The sequence below is a fragment of the Acidovorax sp. GW821-FHT10E03 genome, from assembly GCF_059415205.1.
This window is the reverse complement of record NZ_JBWKMU010000004.1, coordinates 327053-352257: the sequence shown is the minus strand read 5'-3', so window position 1 is coordinate 352257 and position 25205 is coordinate 327053. Positions and strand designations below refer to the sequence as shown.

24 protein-coding genes are annotated in these 25205 nt (G+C 69.2%); 7 read left to right on the top strand and 17 right to left on the bottom strand.

The features are described from left to right. Nucleotides 1-28 precede the first annotated feature (28 nt). Nucleotides 29-337 (bottom strand): hypothetical protein, encoded by a 309-nt coding sequence (locus AC07OD_RS09660; RefSeq protein ID WP_218293068.1) that lies wholly within the window; start codon nucleotides 335-337, stop codon nucleotides 29-31. 311 nt (nucleotides 338-648) lie between these two features. On the opposite strand from AC07OD_RS09660, the gene AC07OD_RS09655 reads away from it, so the two are divergent. Continuing rightward, entirely contained in the window at nucleotides 649-4131 is a 3483-nt protein-coding gene (locus AC07OD_RS09655) for an IPTL-CTERM sorting domain-containing protein (RefSeq protein WP_494596341.1), read from the top strand. 210 nt (nucleotides 4132-4341) lie between these two features. On the opposite strand, the gene AC07OD_RS09650 is transcribed toward AC07OD_RS09655, so the two are convergent. The 10 genes from AC07OD_RS09650 to AC07OD_RS09605 form a co-directional block, all read right to left on the bottom strand. Continuing rightward, a complete protein-coding gene (locus tag AC07OD_RS09650) occupies nucleotides 4342-5034 on the bottom strand; it encodes a response regulator transcription factor (protein ID WP_218293070.1) in 693 nt (230 codons plus the stop codon). A gap of 199 nt (nucleotides 5035-5233) precedes the next feature. Then, nucleotides 5234-6298 carry a serine/threonine protein kinase gene (locus AC07OD_RS09645; RefSeq protein ID WP_218293071.1) on the bottom strand — a complete coding sequence of 355 codons (1065 nt, stop codon included), beginning with the start codon at nucleotides 6296-6298 and terminating at the stop codon, nucleotides 5234-5236. 45 nt (nucleotides 6299-6343) lie between these two features. After that, complete coding sequence (locus AC07OD_RS09640; RefSeq protein ID WP_494596338.1) at nucleotides 6344-7444, bottom strand: DUF2855 family protein; 1101 nt, start codon at nucleotides 7442-7444, stop codon at nucleotides 6344-6346. 74 nt (nucleotides 7445-7518) lie between these two features. Continuing rightward, nucleotides 7519-8970, bottom strand: coding sequence for a protein kinase domain-containing protein (locus tag AC07OD_RS09635; RefSeq protein WP_492246310.1), 1452 nt, complete (start codon nucleotides 8968-8970; stop codon nucleotides 7519-7521). Between the two features lie 111 nt (nucleotides 8971-9081). Further along, nucleotides 9082-9840, bottom strand: coding sequence for a metallophosphoesterase family protein (locus AC07OD_RS09630; RefSeq protein ID WP_218293074.1), 759 nt, complete (start codon nucleotides 9838-9840; stop codon nucleotides 9082-9084). A gap of 148 nt (nucleotides 9841-9988) precedes the next feature. After that, nucleotides 9989-10372: a DUF1304 domain-containing protein gene (locus tag AC07OD_RS09625; RefSeq protein ID WP_369641293.1), complete on the bottom strand. Its 384-nt coding sequence runs from the start codon at nucleotides 10370-10372 to the stop codon at nucleotides 9989-9991. 3 nt (nucleotides 10373-10375) lie between these two features. Next, a complete protein-coding gene (locus AC07OD_RS09620) occupies nucleotides 10376-10792 on the bottom strand; it encodes an organic hydroperoxide resistance protein (protein WP_218293076.1) in 417 nt (138 codons plus the stop codon). Between the two features lie 77 nt (nucleotides 10793-10869). Continuing rightward, on the bottom strand, nucleotides 10870-11334 hold the full coding sequence (locus AC07OD_RS09615) for a MarR family winged helix-turn-helix transcriptional regulator (RefSeq protein WP_218293077.1): 465 nt from the start codon (nucleotides 11332-11334) through the stop codon (nucleotides 10870-10872). A 180-nt stretch (nucleotides 11335-11514) separates the two neighbouring features. After that, nucleotides 11515-12336 (bottom strand): crotonase/enoyl-CoA hydratase family protein, encoded by an 822-nt coding sequence (locus AC07OD_RS09610; RefSeq protein ID WP_218293078.1) that lies wholly within the window; start codon nucleotides 12334-12336, stop codon nucleotides 11515-11517. 83 nt (nucleotides 12337-12419) lie between these two features. After that, entirely contained in the window at nucleotides 12420-13268 is an 849-nt protein-coding gene (locus AC07OD_RS09605; RefSeq protein ID WP_218293079.1) for a 3-hydroxybutyryl-CoA dehydrogenase, read from the bottom strand. Nucleotides 13269-13384: 116 nt separating this feature from the next. On the opposite strand from AC07OD_RS09605, the gene AC07OD_RS09600 reads away from it, so the two are divergent. Together AC07OD_RS09600 and AC07OD_RS09595 are read left to right on the top strand one after the other, a co-directional pair. Continuing rightward, on the top strand, nucleotides 13385-14974 hold the full coding sequence (locus AC07OD_RS09600) for a GMC family oxidoreductase (protein ID WP_494596333.1): 1590 nt from the start codon (nucleotides 13385-13387) through the stop codon (nucleotides 14972-14974). Between the two features lie 190 nt (nucleotides 14975-15164). Then, entirely contained in the window at nucleotides 15165-15902 is a 738-nt protein-coding gene (locus AC07OD_RS09595) for a hemerythrin domain-containing protein (protein ID WP_494596331.1), read from the top strand. Between the two features lie 4 nt (nucleotides 15903-15906). On the opposite strand, the gene AC07OD_RS09590 is transcribed toward AC07OD_RS09595, so the two are convergent. From AC07OD_RS09590 to AC07OD_RS09580, 3 genes are read right to left on the bottom strand one after another with little or no spacing between them, the layout of a single operon-like run. Next, nucleotides 15907-17262 (bottom strand): GAF domain-containing protein, encoded by a 1356-nt coding sequence (locus tag AC07OD_RS09590; protein WP_494596329.1) that lies wholly within the window; start codon nucleotides 17260-17262, stop codon nucleotides 15907-15909. Continuing rightward, the gene (locus AC07OD_RS09585) at nucleotides 17259-17753 is read right to left on the bottom strand and encodes a hypothetical protein (protein ID WP_218340577.1); all 495 of its coding nucleotides are present in this window, start codon (nucleotides 17751-17753) and stop codon (nucleotides 17259-17261) included. Before AC07OD_RS09585 ends, AC07OD_RS09590 begins: the two co-directional genes overlap by 4 nt. A gap of 15 nt (nucleotides 17754-17768) precedes the next feature. Further along, nucleotides 17769-18623 (bottom strand): ABC transporter permease, encoded by an 855-nt coding sequence (locus AC07OD_RS09580; protein WP_494596327.1) that lies wholly within the window; start codon nucleotides 18621-18623, stop codon nucleotides 17769-17771. A 141-nt stretch (nucleotides 18624-18764) separates the two neighbouring features. Between AC07OD_RS09580 and cynS the strand changes: the two genes are divergently transcribed. Then, on the top strand, nucleotides 18765-19208 hold the full coding sequence (gene cynS / locus AC07OD_RS09575; protein WP_492254537.1) for a cyanase: 444 nt from the start codon (nucleotides 18765-18767) through the stop codon (nucleotides 19206-19208). An 86-nt stretch (nucleotides 19209-19294) separates the two neighbouring features. On the opposite strand, the gene AC07OD_RS09570 is transcribed toward cynS, so the two are convergent. After that, the gene (locus AC07OD_RS09570; protein ID WP_494596324.1) at nucleotides 19295-19870 is read right to left on the bottom strand and encodes a DUF3455 domain-containing protein; all 576 of its coding nucleotides are present in this window, start codon (nucleotides 19868-19870) and stop codon (nucleotides 19295-19297) included. Nucleotides 19871-20103: 233 nt separating this feature from the next. On the opposite strand from AC07OD_RS09570, the gene purT reads away from it, so the two are divergent. Beyond that, nucleotides 20104-21306 (top strand): formate-dependent phosphoribosylglycinamide formyltransferase, encoded by a 1203-nt coding sequence (purT, locus tag AC07OD_RS09565; RefSeq protein WP_494596322.1) that lies wholly within the window; start codon nucleotides 20104-20106, stop codon nucleotides 21304-21306. 156 nt (nucleotides 21307-21462) lie between these two features. On the opposite strand, the gene AC07OD_RS09560 is transcribed toward purT, so the two are convergent. Next, nucleotides 21463-22404 carry an ATP-binding cassette domain-containing protein gene (locus tag AC07OD_RS09560; RefSeq protein ID WP_218293088.1) on the bottom strand — a complete coding sequence of 314 codons (942 nt, stop codon included), beginning with the start codon at nucleotides 22402-22404 and terminating at the stop codon, nucleotides 21463-21465. 109 nt (nucleotides 22405-22513) lie between these two features. Between AC07OD_RS09560 and AC07OD_RS09555 the strand changes: the two genes are divergently transcribed. Together AC07OD_RS09555 and AC07OD_RS09550 are read left to right on the top strand one after the other, a co-directional pair. Then, a complete protein-coding gene (locus AC07OD_RS09555) occupies nucleotides 22514-23320 on the top strand; it encodes a helix-turn-helix domain-containing protein (RefSeq protein ID WP_494596319.1) in 807 nt (268 codons plus the stop codon). 73 nt (nucleotides 23321-23393) lie between these two features. Continuing rightward, nucleotides 23394-24020 (top strand): FMN-binding negative transcriptional regulator, encoded by a 627-nt coding sequence (locus AC07OD_RS09550; protein ID WP_494596317.1) that lies wholly within the window; start codon nucleotides 23394-23396, stop codon nucleotides 24018-24020. Nucleotides 24021-24047: 27 nt separating this feature from the next. On the opposite strand, the gene AC07OD_RS09545 is transcribed toward AC07OD_RS09550, so the two are convergent. Beyond that, nucleotides 24048-25184, bottom strand: coding sequence for a GGDEF domain-containing protein (locus AC07OD_RS09545; RefSeq protein WP_218293091.1), 1137 nt, complete (start codon nucleotides 25182-25184; stop codon nucleotides 24048-24050). Nucleotides 25185-25205: the final 21 nt, after the last annotated feature.

Genomic DNA, 25205 nt, shown 5'->3' with positions numbered 1-25205 from the left:
CCGCGCCAGCGGGCGGGGGCGGTGCGCCTCAATCCTCCGGCCGCGCCTGCTCCAGCAGGCGGTCGTGCGCGCGGTTGCGCTCCTGCGGGTCGGCGTCGATCAGCTCCTTGAGCGCGCCCTGCGGCGCCAGCAGCCCCTTGCGCCGGTCATTCTTGACGGGCAGGTTGCGCCAGCCCGAGAGCACCAGCCAGTCCCAGAGCTCGGGCGGCACGGGGCAGGTGATCGCCATCTTGACCGGCCCCCGGATGATGAACGTGCCCACCGCCGGCAAGGGCCCCACCGGGGCAGGCCGGCGCTGCTGGCGGATGGAAAAGAGGTTGCGGAACAAATCCTTCATGGCCGGGGCAACTCGCTGGGGGATCTGGGATGGCGCAGCATAGCCCAGTGCCGTGGAGCCGGTCCACTGCCCGGGGGCCGCCTGCGCGCCACGGCCTGCGTGGTGGAAACAATACGCAATACGGTTCACGAACGTTAACGATTGTTTCTGCGCGGATTACGCCTGCCGCGCTCGATAAATTCAGGCCCTGCCTTTGCCCATGGCGGCCCAGGCGCGTTCACGCACTCCCTCGCATTTTTTGCCAGCCCTGAGGGGCCTGGTGAGGTCGCGGCGTGGCCGGAAGTTCGAGCCATCCACTTCAGGAGAATTCAATGCCCTATCGATTGACGCGACTATGGACGAGCGGCCGCGCTCCCTGGCGCGCGCAGACATCCAGCGGGTCCATGCAGCCTGCCAGCGATGCCACCGCGCAGGCACGCGAGGTTCCTGCGGCTGCGCCCGCGCAGCGCGCCGTGCGCCGCTTCCGCTGGCTCTTGCTGGCCAGCGGGTTGTTTGCCGGGGCCGCCCTGGCGCAGTCCGCCGACCTGGTGGTGAACCATGCGGATTCCCCGGACCCGGGGCCCGCCGGAGGCATCTTCACGTACACGCTGCGCATCGACAACAACGGCCCGAACGGCGCCACCGGCGTCACGCTGGTGGACACCCTTCCCGCGGGCTCCACGTTCATCGACGTGAACACCACGGCGGGCTCGTGCAGCGAGGCCGGCGGCACCGTCAACTGCGCCGTGGGCAACATCGCGTTCAACACCAACCAGACCGTGACGATCCGCGTGCGGCTGCCTTCCGCGGGCGTGTGGACCAACACCGCCACGGCCTCCAGCGCCACGTCCGATCCCAACACCAGCAACAACGTCAACAGCGTGCAGGACACCACCGCCACGCAGGCGGCCGACCTGGCGCTCGTGGCCACGCCTTCCACGGCCAACGTGGTGGCCGGGCAGGCCTACAGCTATGCGCTGCAGGCTGCGAACAACGGCCCGAATGTGGCCGATGGGAGCCAGCGCATCAGCTTCACCGTGCCGGCCGGCGCCTCGATCACGTCGACGCCCACGGGCACGGGCTGGTCGTGCACGGCCTCGGGCGGTTACCCGCTGAACAGCGGCACGGTGACCTGCACCCGCGCGGGCACGCTCGCCAACGGAGCGTCCGCCGCCGTGCTGACGGTCCCCGCCGTGTCCAACGTCAACGGCACGGTGACCGCCGCATTCGCCATCGACGGCCTCAAGCCCGACAACTCGGCCATGCCGGACGGCAACACCTCCAACAACACCACCTCCGCCGACGTGACTTCCGCCTCCGGTGCCGATGTGGCCATCACCAAGAGCGCCGCCAGCTCCAATGTGGCCCAGGGCACCAACGTGGTGTACACGCTCACGCCGCGCCTCAATGGCGGGGAGTCGCTGGTGGGCCGACCCGTCACGGTGACCGATACGCTGGGCGCGGGGCTCACCTTCGTGTCCGCCGTGGGCACGGGCTGGACCTGTGACGCCACGATCACCTGCACGCGCACGGAGTACACCGGTGCCAACTTCACCAACATGCCCGTCATCACCGTGACCGCCACGGCCGACAGCGCGGGCACGCTGGGCAACACGGCCGCCGTCAGCACGCCGCTGGCCGACCCGGTGCCCGCGAACAACTCGGCCTCGGTCAACGTGACGGCCAGCAACGATGCGGACATGCAGCTGACCAAGACGGCCAGCATCAACCCGGTAGTGCCGGGCCAGGCGTTCAACTACACGCTGACGGCGCGCAACACCGGCCCCTTGGCGGTACCCAACGGCCAGGCGATCACCATCTCCGACGTGGTGCCTGCCGGTGTGACGCTCAACAGCCTTGTCAGCGCCACGGGCTGGACCTGCGATGCACTGCCCTTTGTCGGCAACGGCGTGGCAGCCTGGAACTGCACCCGCTCCACGGGCCTGAACGCGAACTCCAATGCGCCTGCCGTCACGGTGTCCGCCGTGCTGGCCAGCGCGGGTACCGTCACCAACAATGCCTGTGTGGCGCTGGGGGGAGGTGCGCGAGTGGACAGCAACGGGACGAACAACTGCGTGGGCGTGGGCGTCACCGCCACCGCCACCCAGGCCGACCTGCGCGTCGTGTCCAAGACCGCAGCGCCGGACCCCGTGGTCGCGGGCCAGAACCTGACCTACGTCATCACGGTCGACAACGTCGGCCCGGCGGCCGCCAGCAATGTCATCGTGTCGGACACGCTGGCCAGCCTGGTGACCACCGGCGGCTTCCAGTCCGCCGTGGCCTCGCAGGGCAGCTGCACGCCCAACGGCGTCACCAACGGCACCCCGCAGAACCTGAGCTGCAACCTGGGCACGCTGAACTCCGGCGCGCAGGCCACGGTGACCGTGGTGGTGCGCCCCAGCATTGCCGTCACCGGCCCGCGCACCAACACCGCCACCGTGCGTTCCGCCGACGTGGGCGACCCCAACCAGACCAACAACAGCGGCAGCGTGACCAGCCAGGTCACGGCCATCGTGGACGTGACCGCCGCCAAGACGGCCACGCCCTCCACGGTCGCGGCCGGTGCGCCCATCACCTTCGTGGCGACCATCGGCAACACGGGGCCTTCCACGGCACAGACCGTGCAGATGGTGGACACCCTGCCGTCCAATGCCGCCTTTATCGACGTGGTGAGCGTGAGCGGGGGCGGCAGCTGCGTCCCCATCGCGGCAGGCACGGTGGGCGGAACGCTCACCTGCAACTGGGCCAGCATCAATGCCGGCGTGCAGCAGACGGTGAACTACCGCATGCGTCCCCTGGGCAACGCGGCAGGCAGCAGCGTGGTCAACAGCGTCGCCGCGACCACCGCCACCACCGAGTCGAGCCTGGCCAACAACAGCGCCACCACCACGACGCCCGTCACGGCGCCGCAGCTGGACATCCTGGTGAACAAGGTGGACAGCTCCGACCCGGTGGACCTGGGGCAGTCGACGACGTACACGATCACGGTGAACAACAGCGGCCCGTCCTTCGGCACCAACGTGGTGATGACCGACGTGTTCCCCGCGCCGGGCTCCTCGCCGACGGCCACCTTCAGCTACCGGGGCTCGCTCACGGTGAATGCGGGCGGCTCCTGCACCGAGCCCGCGGTGGGTGCGACCAGCGGCACGCTGATCTGCTCCTTCCCAGGGCTCAGCAGCGGCCAGAGCGCCACCATCACCTACGTGATGCGCGCTGAAACCCTCACCGTCGCGGGGGCCACGAGCGGCACCGCGTTCAACCAGGCGAGCGTGGTGGTGGAGGAAACCGAGACCACGCTGGCCAACAACGTGGTGACGCATGACACGACCGCGCGCCGCTTCACCGTGGCCACGGACCTGGCCCTGACCAAGACGGCGCCCGCGGGCCCGATCGCACCGGGCGCGGCGCTGGACTACACGCTGGTGGTGACCAACAACGGCCCGCTGGCCAGCGATGGCGCGCAGGTGGTGGATGTGCTGCCGGCGGGTGTCAACTTCGTCTCCGCTGCCGGGTGCGTCAATGCCTCGGGCACCGTGCGCTGTGCGGTCGGCGCACTGGCGGTAGGGGCTTCGCGCACCTTCACGATCAGCACCATGCTGTCGTCCCCCTACAGCGGCGCACGTCCGCTGGTGAACTCCGCCACCGTGGATGCGCCGGGCGATACCAACCCGCCCAACAACACGGCCAGCGCCACGACCACGGTGTCCAACACCACCAGCAGCATCCCCACGCTGTCCGAGTGGGGCCTGATCCTGCTGGCAGTCCTGCTGGGGCTGATGGCCTGGCAGCACCCTGCCGTGGGTCGCCGCCGGTAGTGCGCGCGTGGCAGCGGCTATCGCGGTGATCGCGCCGGGATAGCCTGCTGCTCGCGGCCCGGTCCAAGGCCAGCACGCTGCCTGCGTGCTGGCCTTTTTTCATTCCGGGATGCGTGTGGGGTGCGGGAGGTCCGCCGGGTGTGTGCCGCGGGCTGCGTGTGCGCCGCGTGGGCCGGCCCGCACGCTGGCGGGGGAGGGCGCGGGGGCCGTCTAGCCGCGCGAATCCGCGGCGTCCAGCCGGTAGCCCATGCCGTAGATCGCAGTGATCGTGTAGCCGTTGCCCGGGGTCAGCTGCAGCTTGGCGCGCAGGCGCGATACATGGGTGTCGAGCGAGCGCGAAGCCGCCTCGCTGATTTCGCCCCACACGACTTCGCGCAGGTGCGCGCGGGACAGCAGCCGCCCCGCGTTGCGGAACATGAACAGGGCCAGTTCGTACTCGCGGTTCTTCAGCGCCAGCGGAGCGCCGTGCAGGGTCAGCAGCCGCCGCTCCGCGTCGAAGCGGTAGGGGCCGAAGACCAGCGCCTCGCCCATGGTCTGCGGGTAGGCCCGCCGCAGCAGGGCCGAGACGCGTGCCACCAGCTCGCCCATGCGCACCGGCTTGGTCATGAAGTCGTCGGCGCCCCGGTTGAGGGCCTCGATCACGTCGCGCTCCTCGTTGCGCCGGGTGACCAGCAGGATGGGAAGCTGGTGCCCGATCATCTCGCGCATGCGCTGTATGACCTCGATCCCGTTCATGTCGGGAAGATGCCAGTCTGCGATCAGCAGATCGAAGGTCTCGTGGCGCACGTCCTTGAGCAGGCTCGCGCCGCTGGCATAGAAGTGGCACACGTGGTGGAGGCGCTCGAGGGCACCCTTGATCATGTCGGGCAGGAGGGGGTCGTCGTTGAGGACGGCAATGCGCATGGTGGTGTGAGTCTTCGGGCCTGAAGGCCCTTCGCAAGTCAGAAAAATGCCCTTCTTGAAGGTCGTTTTTCTGATGGTGCGCGACATCGCACCCGCGTGCACACGGGTTGACAATCGTTTGCAATGAAGAGGCGCCAAGGGCATCGCCGGCACCCGCGGCGCGAACCCCGTGGCGCGGCACGCAGGCCGCGGGGCTGCCTCAGGCGGACAGGGGCTCTTCCTGCATGGCCTCGATCTGCTCGATCAGCATGTCCACCTGCCCGCGCCAGTAGTCGCTGGTGCCGAACCACGGGAAGTTGACCGGGAAGATCGGGTCCTGCCAGCGGCGCGCGAGCCAGGCGCTGTAGTGGATCAGGCGCAGCGTGCGCAGCGGCTCGATGAGCGCCAGCTCGCGGCGGTCGAAGCCGCGGAACTGCTCGTAGCCGTCGATCAGGGCGCCGAGCTGGTGGGTGCGCTGGCGCCGGTCGCCCGACAGCAGCATCCACAGATCCTGCACGGCCGGGCCCATGCGGGCGTCGTCCAGGTCCACGAAGTGCGGGCCGCCCCGGCCCCATTCGTCCAGCGGCGTCCAGAGGATGTTGCCGGGGTGGCAGTCGCCGTGCAGGCGGATGGGGGTGGCATCTTTCAAGCTAAATGGAGCTCCAGCGCTTGATGGATAAGCGCTGGCAGCTATCAATTCAAGAGCTTTTTCGCACTGGGCCTTCCACTGGGCCTGCATGTCGAGCGGGATGATTTCCCGGGCAAGCAGCCAGTCGTACGACGCCGTGCCAAAGGTCTGCACGTCCAGCAGCGGGCGGTGCACAAACGGCCGGGCCGCGCCCACGGTATGGATGCGGGCGAGAAAGCGGCCGATCCATTCGAGCACCTCGAAGTCATCCAGCTCGGGCTGGCGGCCGCCGCGCCAGGGGCTGACCGAAAACGCAAACCCGTCGTGCTGGTGCAAGGTGCTGCCGTTCAGCACCAGGGGCCCCACGGCGGGCACCTCGGCGGCCATCAGCTCGGCGGCAAAGGCGTGCTCTTCCAGGATCTGCGCCTCGCTCCAGCGGCCAGGGCGGTAGAACTTGGCCACCACGCGCTCGCCATCCTCCAGGGTGACCTGGTACACCCGGTTTTCGTACGACGACAGGGCCATGAGGCGCCCATCGCCATACAGGCCCACGCCGGCCAGCGCGTCCAGCACCTGGTCGGGGGTGAGGCGGGCGTAGGGGTGCTGGTCGGCGGGGGGGCGGGTGTCGGGCGCGGTGTCGGGAGGCAATGGGGTCATGCCCCATTGTCGCCGCCCGCCCCGGCATGTCCCGCGCGTTGCGTGTCAGCGGGGCAGCATGGTGGCGATGTGCCCGGCGCGCGGGTCGCCGCTGCCGGCCAGCACGGCGGCAAACAGCGCCTGCGTGGCCTCGGGCCCCTCATGGTTGTGCACCACCAGCCAGGGGTTGGAGGCGGTCTGTACGGCGGCGCTGAACTGGTTCCAGGCCGCCACCAGGCGGTCGTTGAGGCCCTGTGCACCCCAGTCGGCGTGGCGCTTCTTGACCTGGGCGGGCGCAAAGAACATCACCGGGCGCGGGCCGGGCAGCTGGCCGGCACCGCCCAGATCGCCCACATGACTTGCACCCACCGAGCAGCTGTAGGCCAGGCCCGTGAAGTGGGCGTGGATGCGCTGGCGCAGGCCCACGCTGCCCGCGAAGTCGATGTACACGCTGGGCGTGGCGCCGTCGAGCTGCGATTCCAGCGCGTCGTAGGTGACCACGCGGTCGTAGCAGCCCAGGCTTTCGCAGAAGGCCACATTGCCCGGCGACGTCAGCCCCACGACCTCGATGCCGCCCCGTTGCGCCAGCTGGAACGCGGTGCCGTAGGCCGTTTTGCTCGACGCGCTGGACAGCAGCATGCGCCTGGCGCCGAAGAACTGCTGGTCTGCCAGAAAGTCGTCGATGAGCCACGAGGTGATGAACAGCGGCCGCAGCAGCGCCTGCACGTCCTCGTTGTCGGCGCGGTACAGCGGGTCGGTGCGGGTGCGCAGGTAGTGGTTGTAGACGGCGTGCAGGCCCGCGCGGTGGGGGGCACCGTCGCTGAAGCCGGCCGCGTTGGCGCGCTGGGGCGAGAGCACCGCCTGGGTGCCCATGGGCCAGTAGCCGTACAGCCGCTCGCCCACCGCCACGTCGGGGTGCGATGACTCGGTCACCGTGCCAAACCCCCACACGGGCACGATGCCCCAGCCGGGCTCGCTGGTGGGGAAGAACTGCCAGTAGTTGAGCATGTTCCCCAGCGCCGCATAGGTGATGTTGTTGGACGTGAGGGCGAACTGTTCGACCCGCACGCGGACCTGGCCCCCGGCGAGTGCGGGTTCTTCGGCGGCCCACAGGCGGGTGGTGGCCAGCTGGTTCTGGCGCACGAGGAGGGTGGTGGTGGTGCTCATGCCGCGACGCTAAACGAAACCCCCCACCGGCTCAAGATGCCCGCGCCGCCTGCGCGACAGCGCGGCCCGGCCGCTCAGCCGCCCAGGGGGTGCGCCAGCTGCTCGAACGGAAGCGACTGCTTGACCAGGATGACGGTGCAGGGCGCGTCGCGCGCCACGCGCATGGGCACCGTCGCGATGAAGCGCTGGGTGTGCAGGCCGTGGGTGGCCGCGCCCAGGATCATCATGCTCACGTGGTTGCTGGCGGCGTAGCGCACCAGCGCCTGGGCCACGTCGCTGGCTTCCAGCACGTGGTAGCTCGCGTGGTGGCCCGACAGGTCCAGCCCCTGCGCCCATTGCCGCAGGCGCGCCATGTGCTGGCGGTGCAGCGTGGTCTCGCTGCGTTCGCTGTCGCTCGTGCTGCTGGCCGAGGGCGAGATCACCGTCACGCAGGCCAGGCGCGCGCCGGGCCGGATGCCCAGCGAGCGCGCGACCGCTTGGCGCAGCGAATACAGCGTGGCATCGCTCACGTCGGCATGTGGCACGGCCACCATGAGGATGGGAGTCTCCTCGATCTGCTGCGCGGGCAGGGGGCTGGGCTGGTAGTGCATGCCCGCCGCGCGCACCCAGCGGCGCAGGTGCGTGGTGAGCGGCGTGCCCTGCGTGCGCTGGCCGCGCGCGGTGATGGGCACCTGCGCCGGGTGGGTCAGGTCGAACGCCAGGTGGGCGGCCGAGGGGTAGCGGCTGGCGGCCTCGGGCTCCAGGCAGCGCAGGATGGCTTCCTGCAGCCAGGGCGGGATGTCGGCGCGGTGCTTGCGGGGGGGCGCGGGCGTCATCCACAGCCGCTGGCGCAGGCCGCCCTGCGTGGTGGGCGAGCCAAAGGGCAGCTCGCCGGTGGCCAGCTCGTACAGCATCACGCCGATGGCGAAGATGTCGCTGCGCGGGTCGCCGCGCACGCCCACCACCTGTTCGGGGGCGATCCAGGTGGGCGAACCCACGGCCTGGCGCATTTCCTCGGCCAGCAGGTCGGGGTAGTGCGCGTGGCACGAGAGCCCGAAGTCCAGCAGCACGGCGTCGCCGTCGCTCTTGATGAGCACGTTGGCCGGCTTGAGGTCGAGGTGGCAGACGTTCTGCTGGTGCAGGCTGTGCGCGGCGTGGGCAATGGCCGCGCCCAGCCGCGCAATGGTCTCTGGCGGGGTGGGCGCCATGCCCGGACCGGCGGCGCCGTCCAGCCAGTGCTGCAGCGTCTGGCCCGGCACGTATTCCATGACGAGGTAGGGCAGGCGCACCAGGTCGCCGGCGGCGACGAAGCGCGGCACGTGGGGGCCGGTGAGGACCGGAAGGATCTGCAGTTCGACCTCGAAGCCCACGATGTTCTCCGCGCCGTCGCCTGCGGTCATGCGCGGGATCTTCATCGCCATCGGAAAGCCGGGGCTGCGGCCTGCCTGCGCGTACTCCACGGCATAGATATGCGCCATGCCGCCCGCGTGGATGCATTCGACCACGCGAAAGCCGTCGATCTCGGTGCCGGGCTCAAGCAGTTTCATGTTGATTTTCCCTTGCGCCGCGTGCCGCGCTGGCGCCGTCCCCCTGCCCGCATCCCCCAGCGATGCGGGGGCGGGAGAAGCGGCGCAGCCGCTCAGGGGGGTGTTTCATCCCTACTGGCCTTTTTCCAGGCGGTCCGCATAGAAGCCGGGCAGGCCCGCCGCGCGGATGGCGGCCGCGGCGGCCAGGTGGTCGTACGGCACCCGGTGGAAGGTGATCTGCGCCGCCGCGTCGTCGAACAGCGCGTACATGGCGCGTGCGTCGCCGTCGCGCGGCTGGCCCACGGAGCCCACGATGGCGAGCCACTGGCGGTGTGGCGGCACGGGCACGGGCACGCCGGGCTCGGGCGCAAAGCGCATGAGCTTGGCGGTGGGCGTGAGGAAGTACAGCACCTGCTCGTGCACATGGCCGCAGAACACATAGCGGATGGCGGGGTCGATGGCCTGCGCCGCCATCATGCAGCGCTCGGCCGCGTTGGAGTCGTCCACGTAGCGCCACTGGGCAGGTGCGTCGGCGCTGGCGTGCACGAGCAGGGCGTTGCCGCCCAGCCGCGCGGTCAGCGGCAAGGCCTGCAGGAAGGCGTGGTGCCGCGACGCGAGGCGGTCGTGTGTCCACCGCGCGCCCAGCTCTGCGCGGTTGCGGGGCGTCGCGGGCGGCGCGAGCGCCATGGCGTCGTGGTTGCCCAGCACGCACAGCGCGCCGTTCTGCGCGAGCGCCATGGCCTGGTCTGCCACGGCCACGGGGTCGCCGCCGTAGCCCACGAGGTCGCCCAGCAGGGCGAATCGCTGGGCGCCCTGCGCGCGGGCATGCTGCAGGCAGGCGTCCAGGGCCTGGCGGTTGGCGTGGATGTCGGAGAGGAGGGCGGTCTTCATGGCGCGAGTATTGGGCACCATCATCGCGCGCGTGGCTGAATGCCAGCTTGCAGCGCGCGGGCCGGGCGCCGGGGAGCGCCATGCCGCATGTAAAGATAGCTTCCAGTGCTTGGCAGACAAGCGCTGGAAGCTATGATTTTTGTAGCTACTACAGGCTGCGCTGGCGCGCGGGCTTGTCCAGGGCCAGCACCAGGGCCAGGGCGATGATGGCCGGCAGCGCCTGGGTGAAGAAGATCTTGGGCACGGCGGTGGCGGCGCCGAAGACCCCGGCCACGATCACGCAGCCCAGGAAGAAGATCTTGAACAGCCGGTTGCCGGTGAACAGCCCCCAGAACAGCCCGGCGGCCAGGAAGCCGTTGTACAGCCCCTGGTTGGCCGCCAGCGTCACGGTGGCATCGGCCAGCTCCTGGGTCAGGTTGAAGGTCTTCAGGCCCAGGGGCTTGTTCCAGAAGAACATCTCCAGCACCAGGATGTACACATGCTCGATGGCCACGAGGGCCACCGCGATGCGGGGAAGCAGCAGCCGGCCCATGGCTTACACCAGCGTGATGGTCACGTCGATGTTGCCGCGCGTGGCGTTGGAGTAGGGGCAGACCTGGTGGGCTGCGTCCACCAGCTTCTGGGCCGTGGCCTTGTCCAGGCCGGGCAGGCTGATGGCCAGGCGCGCGGCGATGCCGTAGGCGTTCGGGATGGGGCCCAGGTCCACTTCGGCGTCGATGGACACGTCCTGCGGCACGGGGATGCCGATCTTGCCGCCCACGGCCTTCATCGCGCCGATGAAGCAGGCTGCGTAGCCCGAGGCGAACAGCTGCTCGGGGTTGGTGCCGGTACCGGAGGTGCCGGGCGAGGACAGCTTGACGTCCAGGCGGCCGTCATCGGTCTTGGCGGCGCCGTCACGGCCACCGGTCACGTGGGCCTTGGCGGTGTAGAGGACTTTTTCGAGTTGCGTCATGGTGTCTTCCTTTGCAGTGGGTCAATGAATGTCCGCGATGCGGACGGGGGGTGGAAACGAACGGTGAAAGAAAAGGGTCAGCGCGGCGGGTTGATCCGGTCGCGGAAGGTCTTGAGCTGGCCGGTCAGGGCGGTCAGCTCGGGCAGGGTGCACTGGCTGCTTTCGAGCACGCAGGGCGGAATGCTTTCCGCCTTGTCGCGCAGCGCCCGGCCCGGGGCCGTGAGGCTGATGCGCACGCGGCGCTCGTCCTGCGCATCGCGGATGCGGGCGATCAGGCCCGAGGTCTCCAGGCGCTTGAGCAGCGGGGTGAGCGTGCCCGAGTCGAGGAACAGGCGCTCGCCGAGGTCGGAGACGGTCACGCCGTCCTGCTCCCACAGCACCAGCATCACGAGGTACTGGGGGTAGGTCAGGCCCACGGCCTCCAGCAGGGGCTTGTACAGCTTGGTCATCGCCAGCGAGGCGGAATACAGCGCGAAACACACCTGGTTGTCCAGGCGCAGCGCTGCCGGGCTGGGGGTGGTGGAAGTGTTGCTGCGTGCCATGGGGTGGATTGTGCGGTGCAATTCAATTGTGCGCAATTGAATTGTGTAATCTTTTGTTGCTGGGTTGGTTTTTGCGGACGGACGCGGCGGCCTTTCGCCTGCGGTGCTATCCGCGCGCAGCGCGCGTGCCATCAAGGCGCAAGAGGCCCGGCCCGGCCTGGCCGCGGCCTCTGCGGGCCGTCAACGCCCGGTGAAACGCGCGGGCCGCTTTTCAACGAAGGCGCGCACGCCCTCGGCCGCATCCTCGCTGTTGGCCAGCTGTTTCTGCACGGGAATGAAATCGGCCACCGCGGCGGCCTGCCCCTGCTCGATGGCCTTGAGCACGTTGAGCCGCGTGGCCACCACGGCCCGTGGCGCCTGGGCCTCGATGCGCCGGGCGATGGCGATGGCCTCGTCCAGCACCTGCGCGGCGGGCACCACCTTCTGCACGAAGTTCAGGCGCAGCGCCTCGCTGCTTCCGAACTCGTCGGCGGTCAGCAAATGCAGCAGCGCATTGCCGGTGCCCGCGCGTTCGGCCATGCGCAGCGTGGCGCCGCCCGTGGCCATGATGCCGCGCTGCACCTCCATCTGCGAGAAACGGCAGTCATCGGCGGCGACCACGATGTCGGCGCCCAGCATCAGTTCGATGCCCACCGTGAAGCAGATGCCCTTGACCGCCACCACCATGGGCTTGCTGCGGCGCCGGTAGCCGGGCAGGCCGTAGTCGTGGGGCTCCACCAGGCCTTCGGGGATGGCTTTTTCGCCGCGCTGCATGTAGGCGCTCACGGCGGGCAGGTCCAGCCCGGCGGTGAAGTGGTCGCCAAAGGCATGCAGCACGCCCACGCGCAGCTCTGGGTCATCGTCGAGCCGGGTGTAGGCCTCGGCCAGTTGGCGGAACATGGGCGGCGTCCAGCCATTGCGCTTGGCCGGGCGGTTGATGCCGATCAGCAGGATGTGGCCGAGCACCTGGGTGTCGATGCAGCCTTCGGCCGGGGGCGTGGTGGGGGTGATGCTGCTGGTCATGGGCGCAAATGTCTCCTTGCCCATGATTGAAAACCCAACGCGATGGGCGCGCCGTCCCCGGGGGGACAGCGCGCCTGGGGTCCTCAGTAGGTGTAAACGCCCTGGCCGGTCTTGCGGCCCAGGCGGCCGGCGGCCACCATTTCCTTGAGCAGCGGGCAGGGGCGGTACTTGCTGTCGCCGAACTCGGTGAGGTAGACGTCCATCACCGCCAGGCAGACATCCAGGCCGATCATGTCGGCCAGCGCCAGCGGGCCGATGGGCTGGTTGCAGCCGAGCTTCATGCCCGCGTCGATGTCCTCGGGCGTGGCCAGGCCCTCGGCCAGCACGAAGAAGGCCTCGTTGATCATCGGCACCAGGATGCGGTTCACCACGAAGCCGGGCGCGTTCTTCACGGTGATGGGGCTCTTGCCCAGGGCCTCGGCCAGGGCCTTCACGGCGTCGTGCGTGGCATCGCTGGTCTGCAGGCCGCGGATGATCTCCACCAGCGCCATCATGGGCACGGGGTTGAAGAAGTGCATGCCGATGAAGCGGTCGGCACGCGACGTGGCGGCGGCCAGCTTGGTGATGGAGATCGAGGAAGTGTTCGAGGCGATCAGCACCTCGGGCGCGACCAGCGCATCCACCTGCTTGAGGATCTTGAGCTTGAGCTCGTAGTTCTCGGTGGCGGCCTCGATCACGAGCTGCGCGGCCTTGAGGTCGTCGTAGCTGGTGGAGACCTTGATGCGCGCCAGCGCCGCGTCCTTGTCGGCCGCCGTGATCTTGTCCTTCTTGATCAGGCGGTCCAGGCTGCCCGACACCGTGGCCAGGCCTTTTTGCACCGCGGCATCGGAGATGTCGACCATCACCACGTCGATGCCCGAGACCGCGCAGGCCTGTGCAATGCCATTGCCCATGGTGCCCGCGCCGATGATGCCAACCGTTCGAATCGTCATATAGAGAGCTCTCTTCAAAGTGAAACAGACGGGCAGCATGGTAAAGCGAATCGAACGCCCGTTCGGTTATCGTGCCTCCACACCGCCGCCATGTACGGCGCAGGAGGCAACACAACATGTTCGATTACATCGTCATTGGCGGCGGTTCGGCGGGCTCCGTCCTGGCGGGCCGGCTGACCGAAGACCCCGCCGTGCGGGTCTGCCTGCTCGAAGCAGGCCCGGCCGACAGCAGCGTGCTCATCCATTGCCCCGCGGGGCTGGCCGTGATGGCCAAGTTCGAACTCAACGGCTGGGGCTTCAACACCACGCCGCAGGCCGCGCTGAACCACCGCAGCGGCTACCAGCCGCGCGGCAAGGTGCTCGGGGGCTCCAGCTCGATCAACGCCATGGTCTATATCCGGGGCCAGCATGCCGACTACGACCATTGGGCCGCCCAGGGCAATCCCGGCTGGGGCTGGGAGGATGTGAAACCCTACTTCCTGCGTGCCGAGAACAACGAGCGCGGCGCCGATGCCTGGCATGCCCAGGGCGGCCCCTTCAACGTGGCGGACCTGCGCGCGCCAAACCGCTTCAGCCAGTACTTCGCCGACGCGGGGGTGCAGGCCGGGCATCCGTACAACCCCGACTTCAACGGTGCCACGCAGGAGGGCGTGGGGCCGTACCAGGTCACGCACAAGAACGGCGAGCGCCACAGCGCCGCCAAGGGCTACCTCACGCCGCATCTGGCACGGCCCAACCTCCAGGTCGTCACCGGCGCGCAGGCCACCCGCATCCTGTTTGACGGCCGGCGCGCCGTGGGCGTGGAATACCGCCAGGGCGGCGCGCTGCGGCAGGTGAAGGCCTCGCGCGAGGTGCTGCTGAGCGCGGGGGCGCTGCTGTCGCCGCAGCTGCTCATGCTCTCCGGCGTGGGGCCAGGCGCACAGTTGCAAAGCCACGGCATCCCGGTGCTGCATGGCCTGCCCGGCGTGGGCGCGCACCTGCACGACCATCCCGACGTGGTGCAGGTCATGGATGCGCCCGCGCTCAAGGACCTGTTCGGGCTGTCGCTCTCGGGCATGGCGCAGACCCTGCGCGGCATCCGCGAATGGCGGCGCAGCCGCACGGGCATGCTGACCACCAACTTCGCCGAGGCCGGTGGCTTCATCAAGAGCGATCCGTCCGAGCCCGTGCCCGACCTGCAGCTGCACTTCGTGATCGGCAAGCTCGTGGACCACGGCCGCAAGACGGTGTTCGGCCACGGCTACTCGGCCCACGTGTGCCTGCTGCAGCCGCGCAGCCGGGGCTCGGTGACGCTGGCGAGCAAAGACCCCATGGCCCTGCCGCTGGTGGACCCGCAGTTCCTCGCCGACCCCGATGACATGCGGCGCATGGTGCGCGGCTTCCAGCGCACGCGCGAGATCCTCGCGCAGCCTGCGCTGGCGAAGTTCGGCGCCAAGGAGCTGGCGGCATCCGCCAACGCGCGCACCGACGTGGAGATCGAGCAGTTCATCCGCCAGTACGCCGACACCATCTACCACCCCGTGGGAACCTGCCGCATGGGGACGGGGCCCATGGACGTGGTGGATGCCGAACTGCGCGTGCATGGCCTGTCGGGCCTGCGCGTGGTGGACGCGTCCATCATGCCGCGCATCGTGAGCGGCAATACCAACGCGCCGACGGTGATGATCGCGGAGAAGGCGGTGGACCTGCTGCGTGCGCGGGTGTGAAGGAATTCACATTCGCGGCACTGAACGCGGTTTTTAAGGTTCGAAGAAGGTCTGCTTAAGGAGTTTTTAACAGGCAAACCGGCCGCGCTTTTCTAGACTTCTTTTCATGGAAGCGGGTGCATGGTGCACCCGGCCCGGCACCCCTAGAAGCAGGGTGTTGAGAGGCCCCACGAGGCCATGAAAGAAGCAGATGAAGATTGATGCCCGCGAAATTGCCGCACTGACCCAAGCCCAGCCCGCCGCCCGCCGCATGGACATGTACGCCAGCATCCACAAGGCGCTGCGCGCCTTCATGGCCGACACGCTGCTAGGCCTGGGCCGCATGGATGTGGAGGACGACCTGGAGTTCGCCCACACCTGCGACCGTGTGATGCAGCTGCTGGACCTGTGCCGCGCGCACCTGCACCACGAGAACCAGTTTGTGCACGCCGCCATGGAGGCGCGCCAGCCCGGCTCCAGCCAGAGCATTGCGGGTGAGCATGTGGAGCACGAACAGGCCATCACGGCCTTGGCAGACGGGGTGAACCACCTCATGGCCTGTGCCAAGCCCGCACGGGCTGCGGCCACCCTGGCCCTGTACCGCCAGCTGGCGCTGTTTGTGGCACACAACTTCGAGCACATGCACGAGGAAGAGACTGGGCACAACCGCGTGCTCTGGCAGTGCTACACCGATGCGGAACTGGCCGGTGTGCACGATGCGCTGGTGGCCTCGATCCCGCCGCACGAAATGATGGTGGTAGCCCGCTGGATGGTGCCCTACATGTCACCGGCCGAGCGCACGGCCATGCTGTCGGACATGCAGCAGCATGCGCCCGCCCCCGTGCTGGCCGCAGTGCTGGCGCAAGTGCAGCCGCACCTCACGCAGCCCGAGTGGACCAAGCTGATGCGCAGCCTGGGCCTGCCGGTGGTGCCTGGTCTGGTGCACTGAGGCGTCAGGCGTCTTCCAGCACCACGGGGCGCAGCACGCACAGCCGAAAACGCCCGCGCCCTGTTTTTTCGATATGGATGTGCGGGCAGTTCTCCTGCAGGCGGCGCTGCAGCAACAGCAGGCGGGCCTCCAGGTTGTCGGCCACATCGGGCAGGCGCAGGGTGGGGTCCAGCCGCAGTTCGCGGTTGGTGAAGTCCACGCGCCCGGTGTGCTGGTGGTCGCGCAGCAGCTTCCAGATGATGGCTCCTGCCACGCCCTTGATCAGGTAGTCGTCGTTGATGAACACGCTGTCATTGGCCGCAAAGTGGCGCACCCGCAGCGCGCTGCCGCTCACTGGCGTTGCTACAGCGGGGGCGGGCAGGGGCTCGGTCGCATCGGGCGCTGCCTGCAGCAGGTCGATGGCGGCAGCCAGCTGGCCCGCAATGGCCACCAGCAGGTCTTCATCCTCGAAGCCAAACCGCATGTCCTGGGGGCTTTCGGCAAACAGCACGCCCAGCGGGCGTCCGGCGGACATCAGGGGCACCGCCACCTGGCTGTGCGGCTGGGCCAGGCCCGGGTAGGGAATGTCCAGGCCGCGGGCGGGCTGGGGATTGCCGGTGCCGGCATGGGCATCCAGGCTCTCGCGGATGGCGTGGCTGTAGCGGGCGGCATTGGTGAAATGGCTGATGCGCACGGGTGTCCCTTCCTGGGCCGCGACGCCGATCACCCCCTGGCCGAGGCGGATCTCCGATCCGACGCCCGAGGTTGCGTAGCCGCAGCTGGCCACCGTGTAGAGCTGGCTGGAAGGCGCGTCGAGCAGGAGCACCATCGCGTGCTCGATGTCCAGCTGCTCGCGCAATGCGCCCAGGGTGCATTGCAGCAGCTCGTCGAGCGCGGTGCAGCGGGCCATGCGCTCGCTGCAGGCCCGCAGCGCGTGCAGCATGCCGGGGCGCGGCGCTGGCGGAGGCAGGCTCTCGCCCGCCACGGATTCGATGCGGTCCACCGCGTAGATGTCGGCCCCCTTGAGTTCGAAGACGCCCGCCATTCCCGCGTGCGAGGCAATGCCCGCCAGCTGCGCGCGCATGCTCTCGAACACCGGGCCCGTGGCTTCCGTGCGCTGGTAGACGAGGTGCAGGCGGTAGAAGCTGGCCGTGCGCGGGTCCAGGACCAGCACCGAGGCGCGGGGGTTGCGCAGGATGTTCTGGCGCGTCTTGTTGAAGAACTGGAACGACAGGGCGACATGCCCTTCGTCCACGTACACCGCCTGCGAGATGTAGGCGACGTTGGGGGTTCCATCGGCGTTGCAGGTGGCCATGACGGCCGGTATCGCTCCTTCCAGGCAGGGGCGGATCGTGTGCAGGGACAGGAGGGGCTGGCTCATGGCTGCGGCGCGGGCAGCGCGGCGCCCGCGCGCGGCCCCGGTGTCTGGTCGAAGGCCCTGGCCGGCGTGAAGCTGACGGCGACCACGTCCGCCAGCGGCGCTGCCAGCATCGCGCCCACGTAGCGCGGACCGTACCCCACCAGGCCCACTTCGTGTTCCATGGAGCGCAGGTACGCCTCCAGCAGCGGCGCGTCGGCGGCGGCGGCCGGGCGCTGCACCGCCCGGCTGGCCTTGAGCTGCAGCGTGCGGTGCGTGGACGGCTCGCTGAAGACGACGGCGATCTGCCCTGTCTCGGCAATGTCCTGCAGCAGTTGCCGCGACTGGCTGCGGCGCAGGAAGACGGTGACCTGATGCCCGTCCGCGCTGATGTGGGAGCCGACCGCGCGCATGATGCTCGGCTGCAGCTGGGCGTTGCACGATGCCACGATGGCCGACACGCCCTTGGCGACCATGGCCATGCGGTCCGGATCCAGCAGCGGGGGAAGGGCCATGGCGGTGCCGCCGGTTCAGGCCTTGAAGCGCCTGCGCGTGAGCGCCAGGGCCACCCAGAAGGCCACCACCGTGGTCACCACCAGCACCAGCCCGTGGCGCAGCGCATTGGCAGGCCACTGGTCCATGAACAGGGGCCGCACCAGCTCGACCGCATTGGTCAGCGGCAGCCAGTCCGAGATGGCGCGCACGATGGGCGGCAGCTGCTCGCGCGGGAAGAACACCCCCGACAGGAACATCATGGGCGTGAGCACCAGCGTGAAGTAGTAGGTGAAGAAATCGTAGCCCTTGGCGAGTGCGTTGAAGATGAGCGCGATGCTGGAGAACATGATGCCGACGAAGAGCAGCACCGGCCAGGCCACGAGCAGCTTGGGGCTGTGGCTGATGGAGAGCGCGAGCATCACGCCCAGGATGGCCGTCACCGTGAACAGCGCCTTGAAGGCGGCCCACAGCATTTCGGCGAGCACCACGTCGTCAAGCCGCACCGGCGCGTTCATGATGCCGTCCCAGGTCTTTTGCACATGCATGCGCGAGAAGGCGGAGTACAGCGCCTCGAAACTGGCGGCGTTCATCGCGCTCATGCAGATCGAGCCACTGGCCAGGAACAGGATGTACGGCACCTGCGTCGTCGCGCCGCCCGCCGTCCCCACGTTCACCTGTCCCACCAGGGCGCCCATGCCGTAGCCAAACGCCACCAGCCACATCAGCGGCTCGGCGATGTTGCCCACCAGGCTGGGGATGGCCAGCTTGCGCCAGACCAGCAGGTTTCGCAGGAACACGGGCCACCAGCGCGCCGAGAGGCTGGGCGCGCGCCAGACGGAGGCAAGGGGCGGGGCGGCAGCGGTTGCCGCGGAGGGAGATACGGATTGCATGGGCTTATTGTGCTGTGTCGGGCCGGGGGTGGATAGGTGGCCGTGTCCACCGCCCCACGGGCCTGTGGGGCCGGCGGGCACGGGCATTGCTTGCGGTCGTGCCATAGCGCACTGATCCGACACCCGCCCCCAAGGAGCCCCATGAACCGCAACGACGTCACCGAGAAGATCATCAGCACCAAGGTCGCCAAGGGCCTGCAATGGGATGCCATTGCCAGGAAGGTCGGCCAGTCCAAGGAGTGGACCACCGCCCTGTGCCTGGGCCAGATGACCGCATCGCCCGTGCAGGCCAAGGTGCTGGGCAAGATCTTCGGCCTCACGGCCGAGGAGCAGAAGTGGTTGCAGGTCGTGCCCTACAAGGGCTCGCTGCCCACGTCCGTGCCCACCGACCCGCTGATCTACCGCTGGTACGAGATCGTGAGCGTGTATGGCACGACCATCAAGGAACTGATCCACGAGGAGTTCGGCGACGGCATCATGAGCGCCATCGACTTCAGCATGGACATCACGCGCGAGGCCGACCCCAAGGGCGACCGCGTGAAGGTGGTGCTGTCGGGCAAGTTCCTGCCGTACAAGCAGTACTAGGGCGTGCCATCAATCCCTACCCCCACGCGCTGGCCCCGCAATGCGGATAGATGCGCGAAGCGGTGCGCGGCGGGGCGGGCAGCGGCCTACGCCGCTTTCCAGAAGATGTAGTCGGCCTGGTACTTCACGCTCTGGCGCTCGCCCTTGTTGGCGGCCGCACAGGGCGAGGCAGGCGCCACGCCGCCCTTCAAGGCCACGCGCTGGATGAAGGTCACACCTGCCATCGCGCCGCCGCCCATGGCGGGGTGGGCCTTGACCAGCTGGTAGGGCAGGTTGCCTGCACCCGATGGCGCCACGGCCAACTGGGTGGCCGTCAGCTTGGAGCCATCGGCCGACTCCCAGGTGGCGGGTGGGCCGTAGTAGGTGCCCACTTGCTTGCCGCTGCGGTCGTTCAGTACCGCCTTGGGGCCCACGAACACCCATTCGGTCTGGCCGGGCGCGTTGGCCTTGTCGCGGCATTCATAGGTGATGTCGCCCACGCCGATGGTTTCCATGGCGACCCGGTTGCCGGCGGGTACCTTGATGGCGTCCGGCAGGCTGTCCTGCGAGAACATGGGGCTGGGGGTGGGCTGCTTCATCGCCCCGCAGGCGGCCAGCAGGGCCGTGGCGGCAAGTGCGCCCGTCAGGGCCGCGAAACGGGAGCGCAATGGCTGGGTGTGCATGGTATTTCCCTTTTCTTCAGTGGGTTGAAAAAGCGCAGCGGTCCCAAGAACGGTCTGCTGCCCCTGGGAGTACGCGCGCCAGCGCCGCCTGGATCCACCCGGCGCAAAAAATAGTCCGCACGCCCTGTGGCCGGGGTGGCGGGGCGCGCAACCCGTGCATTAAAGTTGGCCGATCGCCGCGGCTTCACGACCCTTTCTGCCGCCCGTCCTCACTTTTTTCTGGAAAACCTCCCATGACCACCCTCGGAACCCCGCTGTCGCCCCATGCCACCAAAGTCATGCTGCTGGGCTCGGGCGAGCTGGGCAAGGAGGTGCTGATCGCGCTGCAGCGCCTGGGTGTGGAAACCATCGCCGTGGACCGGTACGAGAACGCCCCCGGCCAGCAGGTGGCCCACCACCAGCGCACCATCACGATGAGCGACCCGGCCCAGCTCAAGGCCCTGATCAAGGCCGAGAAACCCCACCTGGTGGTGCCCGAGATCGAAGCCATCGCCACGCCCATGCTCGAAGAGCTGGAAGCCGCCGGCACCGTGCGCGTGATCCCCACCGCCCGCGCCGCGCGCCTGACCATGGACCGTGAAGGCATCCGCGTGCTGGCCGCCGAGACGCTGGGCCTGCCCACCAGCCCGTACAAGTTCTGCAACTCGCTTGAGGAACTGCAGGCGGCCATCGATGCCGGAATTGGCTACCCCTGCATCGTCAAGCCCGTGATGAGCAGCTCCGGCAAGGGCCAGAGCAAGATCGACGGCCCCGCCGACGTGCAAAAGGCCTGGGACTACGCCATGGCCGGCGGCCGCGTGAGCCATGGCCGTGTCATCGTCGAGGGCTTCATCGACTTCGACTACGAGATCACCCAGCTCACCGTGCGTTCGGTGGGCGCGGACGGCCAGATCGCCACCAGCTTCTGCGACCCCATCGGCCATGTGCAGGTGAGCGGTGACTACGTGGAAAGCTGGCAGCCCCACCCCATGCACCCGGCCGCGCTGGAGAAGTCGCGCCAGATCGCCAAGGCGGTCACGGACAACCTGGGTGGCCAGGGCCTGTTCGGCGTGGAGCTGTTCGTCAAGGGCGAGCAGGTGTGGTTCAGCGAGGTGAGCCCGCGCCCGCACGACACCGGCCTGGTCACGCTGTGCACCCAGCACCAGAGCGAGTTCGAGCTGCACGCCCGCGCCATCCTGGGCCTGCCAGTCGATACCAGCCTGCGCAACCCCGGCGCCAGCGCCGTCATCTACGGCGGCGTGGAGGCCCAGGGCATCGTGTTCGACGGCGTGGACGAGGCCCTCGCCGTGCCTGGCACCGACCTGCGCCTGTTCGGCAAGCCCGAGAGCTTTGCCAAGCGCCGCATGGGCGTGGCACTGGCGCGTGCGGCCGAGGTGGAAACGGCGCGCACCAATGCCAAGCTGGCGGCCAGCAAGGTGAAACCACGCACCCCCTGAGCCGCTTCGCGCCTTCCCTCTGTCTCGCTTCGCGGGAGGGGGACGCCACCCGTGGCCTGGCAAAGCCAGTTCCAGGGTGGCACCGGCTTGCGCTGTGTCAGTTTTCGCCGTTGCGTGAAGCGTGGCGCACCGGAGTGCACTGATCCAGACTTCAGTTCAGCCATCCTCGCGGATCTGCCGCCCCGTGAGCTTGAGGAACAGGTCCTCCAGGTTGGCCGGCCGGTGCAGGGTGCGCAGGTGCGGGTGCGCGCCCAGCGCCTGCAGCAGGGGCCCTGCGTTCTGGGTGTAGAAGAACACCGTCTCGCCGCTGATCTCCACGCGCGCCGCCAGGGCCCGCAGGGCGGCATTCTCGGCCAGCGCCACGGCGCCCACGCCGAACACTTCCACCACGTCCGGCTCCAGGTGCTGCGCGATCAGTTCGCGCGGGCGGCCCTCGGCGATCTTCTTGCCGTGGTCCAGCACCAGGAGGCGCGAGCACAGGCGCTCGGCCTCGTCCATGAAGTGGGTGGTCAGCAGGATGGACTTGCCCTGCTGGAGCAGCAACTGCAGGCGCTCCCACATGAGGTGGCGGGCCTGCGGGTCCAGCCCCGTGGTGGGTTCGTCCAGCAGCAGCAGGCGCGGGTCGTTGACGAGTGCGCGGGCCAGGCTCAGGCGCCGCTTCATGCCCCCCGAGAGTTCGCCCGGCTTGGCGTTCGCCTTGTGCGTGAGCGCCGCGAAGTCGAGCAGGCGCGGCACGCGCTCGTCCATCACCGGGCCCTTGAGCCCGAAATAGCGGCCGAACACGCGCAGGTTCTCGGCGCAGGTGAAGTCGGGGTCCAGGGTGTCGAACTGGGTCACCACGCCCAGCTGGGCCTTGATGGCGAGGGCATCGCGCGGCATGTGCAGCGGGGCGCCGCCCGGCGCGGGTGTGAAGTGCACCGCACCGCCGTCGGGCGCCGTCAGGCCCAGGCACATGCGGATGGTGGTGGTCTTGCCCGCGCCGTTCGGGCCGATGACGCCCAGGCATTCGCCGGGAGCGATGGAAAAGGAGACATCGTCCACCACGGTGGTGTTGCCATAGCGCTTGCGCAGTTGCAGGGCTTCGAAGAGTGCGGTCATGGCCTGATTGTGTGCCATGCTGGCACCCCGGGCCGCGCGGCGGATGATGGCCGCCCCCCCGCAGAGCGCCCGCCCCTTTGAACGAGAAATGCGCCATCCTGCCTGCACCATGAAACCCAGCCCCGCCGATACCAACTATGTCGAATTGCCGCTGGACGCCCTGGATGCGACCCGGATCGAAGCCGTCTGGCGCTACGACGCGGCGGCCCAAGGCCGGCAACTGGTGCTGCCGGACGGCAGGATGGACCTGGTGGTGCATTGCGCCCTGCGGCCCGATGGCATGGTGGCGTCCGTCTGGCCGGTGATCGCGGGCCCCGCCGACCAGCCCGCGTTCGTGAGCCTGCGCGCCGCGACGGTCGTCCTCGGGGTGCGTTTTCACATGGGCTGGGGCGGCGCCTGCCTGGGCACGGCGCCCAGGGCGCTGCGCAACCGGACGGTTTTCGGCGCCGAGGCCGCGCGGATGCTGGGTCCTTCTTGTGCCACCAACCCCTTGCTGCAGGCGCGCACGCTGCGGGGCGTGGAGCAGGCCTTGCGCTCCACCGCCCGCGCGCTGGCGGCCCGGGCCTCGGTGGCAGCGGCCCAGGGTCGGGCGCTCGCGGCCATCGAGCAGATGGTGCGGCAGGGCCAGACCGTGGAGGAAGGCGGTGGCGGCTGGGCCGTACCCTCCTCGCGCACGCTGCGCCGGGACATGGCGGCGGTGGCGGGCTTGCCCCTGCGGAGCCTGGCGGGCATCCTGCGCTTTCAGCGCGCCATGGACCTGCTGCAGGCCGGCCGCCCTTCGCTGGGCGAGGTCGCCTTGGCGGCGGGCTATGCCGACCAGGCGCACATGACCCGCGAGTTCCGCCGCTACGGGGGCTTCACGCCCGCCGCGCCGGCACCGGCGCCGCTGGTCCGGCGGGCGCCCTGCTTGCCCTGACGGCGTTGGCCGAAACCTTCAAGACGCGCGCGTGCGCAACGGCCAGACTTCCCTCTTTTTTTGAGCCCGTGCGATGTACAGCCAATCCCTCTTCTCCATCGACGATGTCCGCGAACTGCAGGGCCTGGTGCGCTCCTACCCCCTGGCGACCGTGGTCGCGGCGGCGCACGCGGGCCTGGAGGCCCACCTGCTTCCGCTTCTGCTGCTGGCCGAAGGCGGCGGCCTGGGGCTGCTTCAGGGCCATGTGGCGCGCATGCACACGCTGGCGCGGTCTGTCCCGCAGGGCGCGGAGGTGCTCGCGGTGTTCCAGAGTCCCAATGCCTATATTTCTCCGCGCTGGTACGTGAACGGCCAGCGCAGCGCGCGCCTGGCCCCCAGCTGGAACTATGTGGCGGTGGAAGTCAGGGGGCGCATCCGTTTCGTCGACGACGGCGGCTGGATGAGGGACCACCTTGCCGCGCTCACGGCGTCCCAGGAGGCGCACCGTGCGCAGCCGTGGTCCCTGCACGATGCCTCGCCTGCCTTCATCGACGAGGCGGCGCTGCATCTGCGGGGCTTCGAGATCGAAGTCACCCGCCTCGATGGCAAGCGCTTCCTGTCCCAGCAGCGCACGCCCGCGGACCGGTCCAGCCTCGTCGCGCACCTGGCGCTGGAGCGCCAGGGGGCGGCGCACGATGTCGCGGCGCTGATCGTTCCCTGACCGCCTGCCGTTGCCCGGAGGTGGTCTTCAGGTGGCGGCGGTCAGCCGGCCGCGGCCCGTGGCCTTGGCGTCGTAGAGCGCGCTGTCGGCCCGTGCCATCAGGGCCGCCAGGCTGGATTCTCCGGGCTGCAGCACGGCCATGCCGGCGCTGTAGTCCAGGATGAAGCCCAGTTCTGCCGCGCTGGCGTCATGCAGCTTGTGGCGCAGGCGCCGGTCGAACGAGACGCCCGCCGACGCCGTGTTGTGCAGCATCAGCACGCCGAACTCCTCGCCCCCGAGCCGCGCAATCAGGTCGCCGCTGCGGCAGGTGTCGCCCAGCAGCCGCGCAAACAGTTGCAGCGCACGGTCGCCCGCGTCGTGCCCGTGGGTGTCGTTGATCTGCTTGAAGTGGTCCAGGTCCAGCATCAGCGCGGTGAGCGGCAGCCGGTGGCGCCATGCATGCGAAAGCAGGTTTTCGCCCTGGGTGGTGAAGCCTCGGCGGTTGAGCAGGCCCGTGAGCCCATCGGTCATGGCCAGCGTGCGCAGCTTCTGCTCTGCCTCGTACCGCCAGGCCACCAGCACGGCGACGGTGCCCAGCACCAGGCTCACGTTGGTGGCCAGCGCCGCGGCCAGGTTGACCGGGTGCGGCGTGCGAAAGCTGGGGTACTCGTCGGTGAAGGCGCCCAGCAGCCCGCGCGCCAGGGTGAAGGCGGCCGAGGTGGCCAGGCAGCCCAGGAGCAGGCTGCGCCAGCGCACGTCGGCGAGCACCAGCGGGTACAGCGTGGCCCGCGCCACGATGCACAGGATGACCGCCATCAGCCCGTTGGCCCAGCCCACGCGCCAGGCGTAGTGGTCAAAACCCAGCGTGTAGCCCAGCGGCGCGGCCACCACCAGCGCCAGCAGCACACGCCGCAGGGGGCGGGGGCCCAGCCATTCTTCCAGCGCGCGGTAGAGCATCCACTGGGCAGCGGCGTTGCATGCGATGGACAGCGTGGACAGCGCCCGGTCCCATAGCGAGGACGACGCGATGATGGCGGCCCAGGCCAGCGCCTGCAGCAGCATGCTGGCCTGCACGTGGCGTGCGGCGCGGCTCACATCCCGCCCCATGATGAGCGGCAGGACGGCCGAGATCATGAACAGGTTGGCGGCCATCGCCGCCATGAGCGTGAGGAAGTCCAGGGGCATGGGAGACGGGGCGCTGCTTCT

What these genes read in the sequence shown, in the direction of transcription:
- cynS (WP_492254537.1), top strand. Translation starts at nt 18,765, where the DNA reads ATGAACCGCAACGACGTCACCGAGAAGATCATCAGCACCAAGGTCGCC.
- AC07OD_RS09625 (WP_369641293.1), bottom strand. Translation starts at nt 10,372, where the DNA reads ATGGGCCGGCTGCTGCTTCCCCGCATCGCGGTGGCCCTCGTGGCCATC.
- AC07OD_RS09660 (WP_218293068.1), bottom strand. Translation starts at nt 337, where the DNA reads ATGAAGGATTTGTTCCGCAACCTCTTTTCCATCCGCCAGCAGCGCCGG.
- AC07OD_RS09650 (WP_218293070.1), bottom strand. Translation starts at nt 5,034, where the DNA reads ATGCGCATTGCCGTCCTCAACGACGACCCCCTCCTGCCCGACATGATC.
- AC07OD_RS09635 (WP_492246310.1), bottom strand. Translation starts at nt 8,970, where the DNA reads ATGAAACTGCTTGAGCCCGGCACCGAGATCGACGGCTTTCGCGTGGTC.
- AC07OD_RS09555 (WP_494596319.1), top strand. Translation starts at nt 22,514, where the DNA reads ATGAAACCCAGCCCCGCCGATACCAACTATGTCGAATTGCCGCTGGAC.
- AC07OD_RS09640 (WP_494596338.1), bottom strand. Translation starts at nt 7,444, where the DNA reads ATGAGCACCACCACCACCCTCCTCGTGCGCCAGAACCAGCTGGCCACC.
- AC07OD_RS09605 (WP_218293079.1), bottom strand. Translation starts at nt 13,268, where the DNA reads ATGACGATTCGAACGGTTGGCATCATCGGCGCGGGCACCATGGGCAAT.
- AC07OD_RS09600 (WP_494596333.1), top strand. Translation starts at nt 13,385, where the DNA reads ATGTTCGATTACATCGTCATTGGCGGCGGTTCGGCGGGCTCCGTCCTG.
- AC07OD_RS09545 (WP_218293091.1), bottom strand. Translation starts at nt 25,184, where the DNA reads ATGCCCCTGGACTTCCTCACGCTCATGGCGGCGATGGCCGCCAACCTG.
- AC07OD_RS09655 (WP_494596341.1), top strand. Translation starts at nt 649, where the DNA reads ATGCCCTATCGATTGACGCGACTATGGACGAGCGGCCGCGCTCCCTGG.
- AC07OD_RS09630 (WP_218293074.1), bottom strand. Translation starts at nt 9,840, where the DNA reads ATGAAGACCGCCCTCCTCTCCGACATCCACGCCAACCGCCAGGCCCTG.
- AC07OD_RS09610 (WP_218293078.1), bottom strand. Translation starts at nt 12,336, where the DNA reads ATGACCAGCAGCATCACCCCCACCACGCCCCCGGCCGAAGGCTGCATC.
- purT (WP_494596322.1), top strand. Translation starts at nt 20,104, where the DNA reads ATGACCACCCTCGGAACCCCGCTGTCGCCCCATGCCACCAAAGTCATG.
- AC07OD_RS09615 (WP_218293077.1), bottom strand. Translation starts at nt 11,334, where the DNA reads ATGGCACGCAGCAACACTTCCACCACCCCCAGCCCGGCAGCGCTGCGC.
- AC07OD_RS09595 (WP_494596331.1), top strand. Translation starts at nt 15,165, where the DNA reads ATGAAGATTGATGCCCGCGAAATTGCCGCACTGACCCAAGCCCAGCCC.
- AC07OD_RS09585 (WP_218340577.1), bottom strand. Translation starts at nt 17,753, where the DNA reads ATGGCCCTTCCCCCGCTGCTGGATCCGGACCGCATGGCCATGGTCGCC.
- AC07OD_RS09570 (WP_494596324.1), bottom strand. Translation starts at nt 19,870, where the DNA reads ATGCACACCCAGCCATTGCGCTCCCGTTTCGCGGCCCTGACGGGCGCA.
- AC07OD_RS09590 (WP_494596329.1), bottom strand. Translation starts at nt 17,262, where the DNA reads ATGAGCCAGCCCCTCCTGTCCCTGCACACGATCCGCCCCTGCCTGGAA.
- AC07OD_RS09550 (WP_494596317.1), top strand. Translation starts at nt 23,394, where the DNA reads ATGTACAGCCAATCCCTCTTCTCCATCGACGATGTCCGCGAACTGCAG.
- AC07OD_RS09580 (WP_494596327.1), bottom strand. Translation starts at nt 18,623, where the DNA reads ATGCAATCCGTATCTCCCTCCGCGGCAACCGCTGCCGCCCCGCCCCTT.
- AC07OD_RS09560 (WP_218293088.1), bottom strand. Translation starts at nt 22,404, where the DNA reads ATGACCGCACTCTTCGAAGCCCTGCAACTGCGCAAGCGCTATGGCAAC.
- AC07OD_RS09645 (WP_218293071.1), bottom strand. Translation starts at nt 6,298, where the DNA reads ATGACCCCATTGCCTCCCGACACCGCGCCCGACACCCGCCCCCCCGCC.
- AC07OD_RS09620 (WP_218293076.1), bottom strand. Translation starts at nt 10,792, where the DNA reads ATGACGCAACTCGAAAAAGTCCTCTACACCGCCAAGGCCCACGTGACC.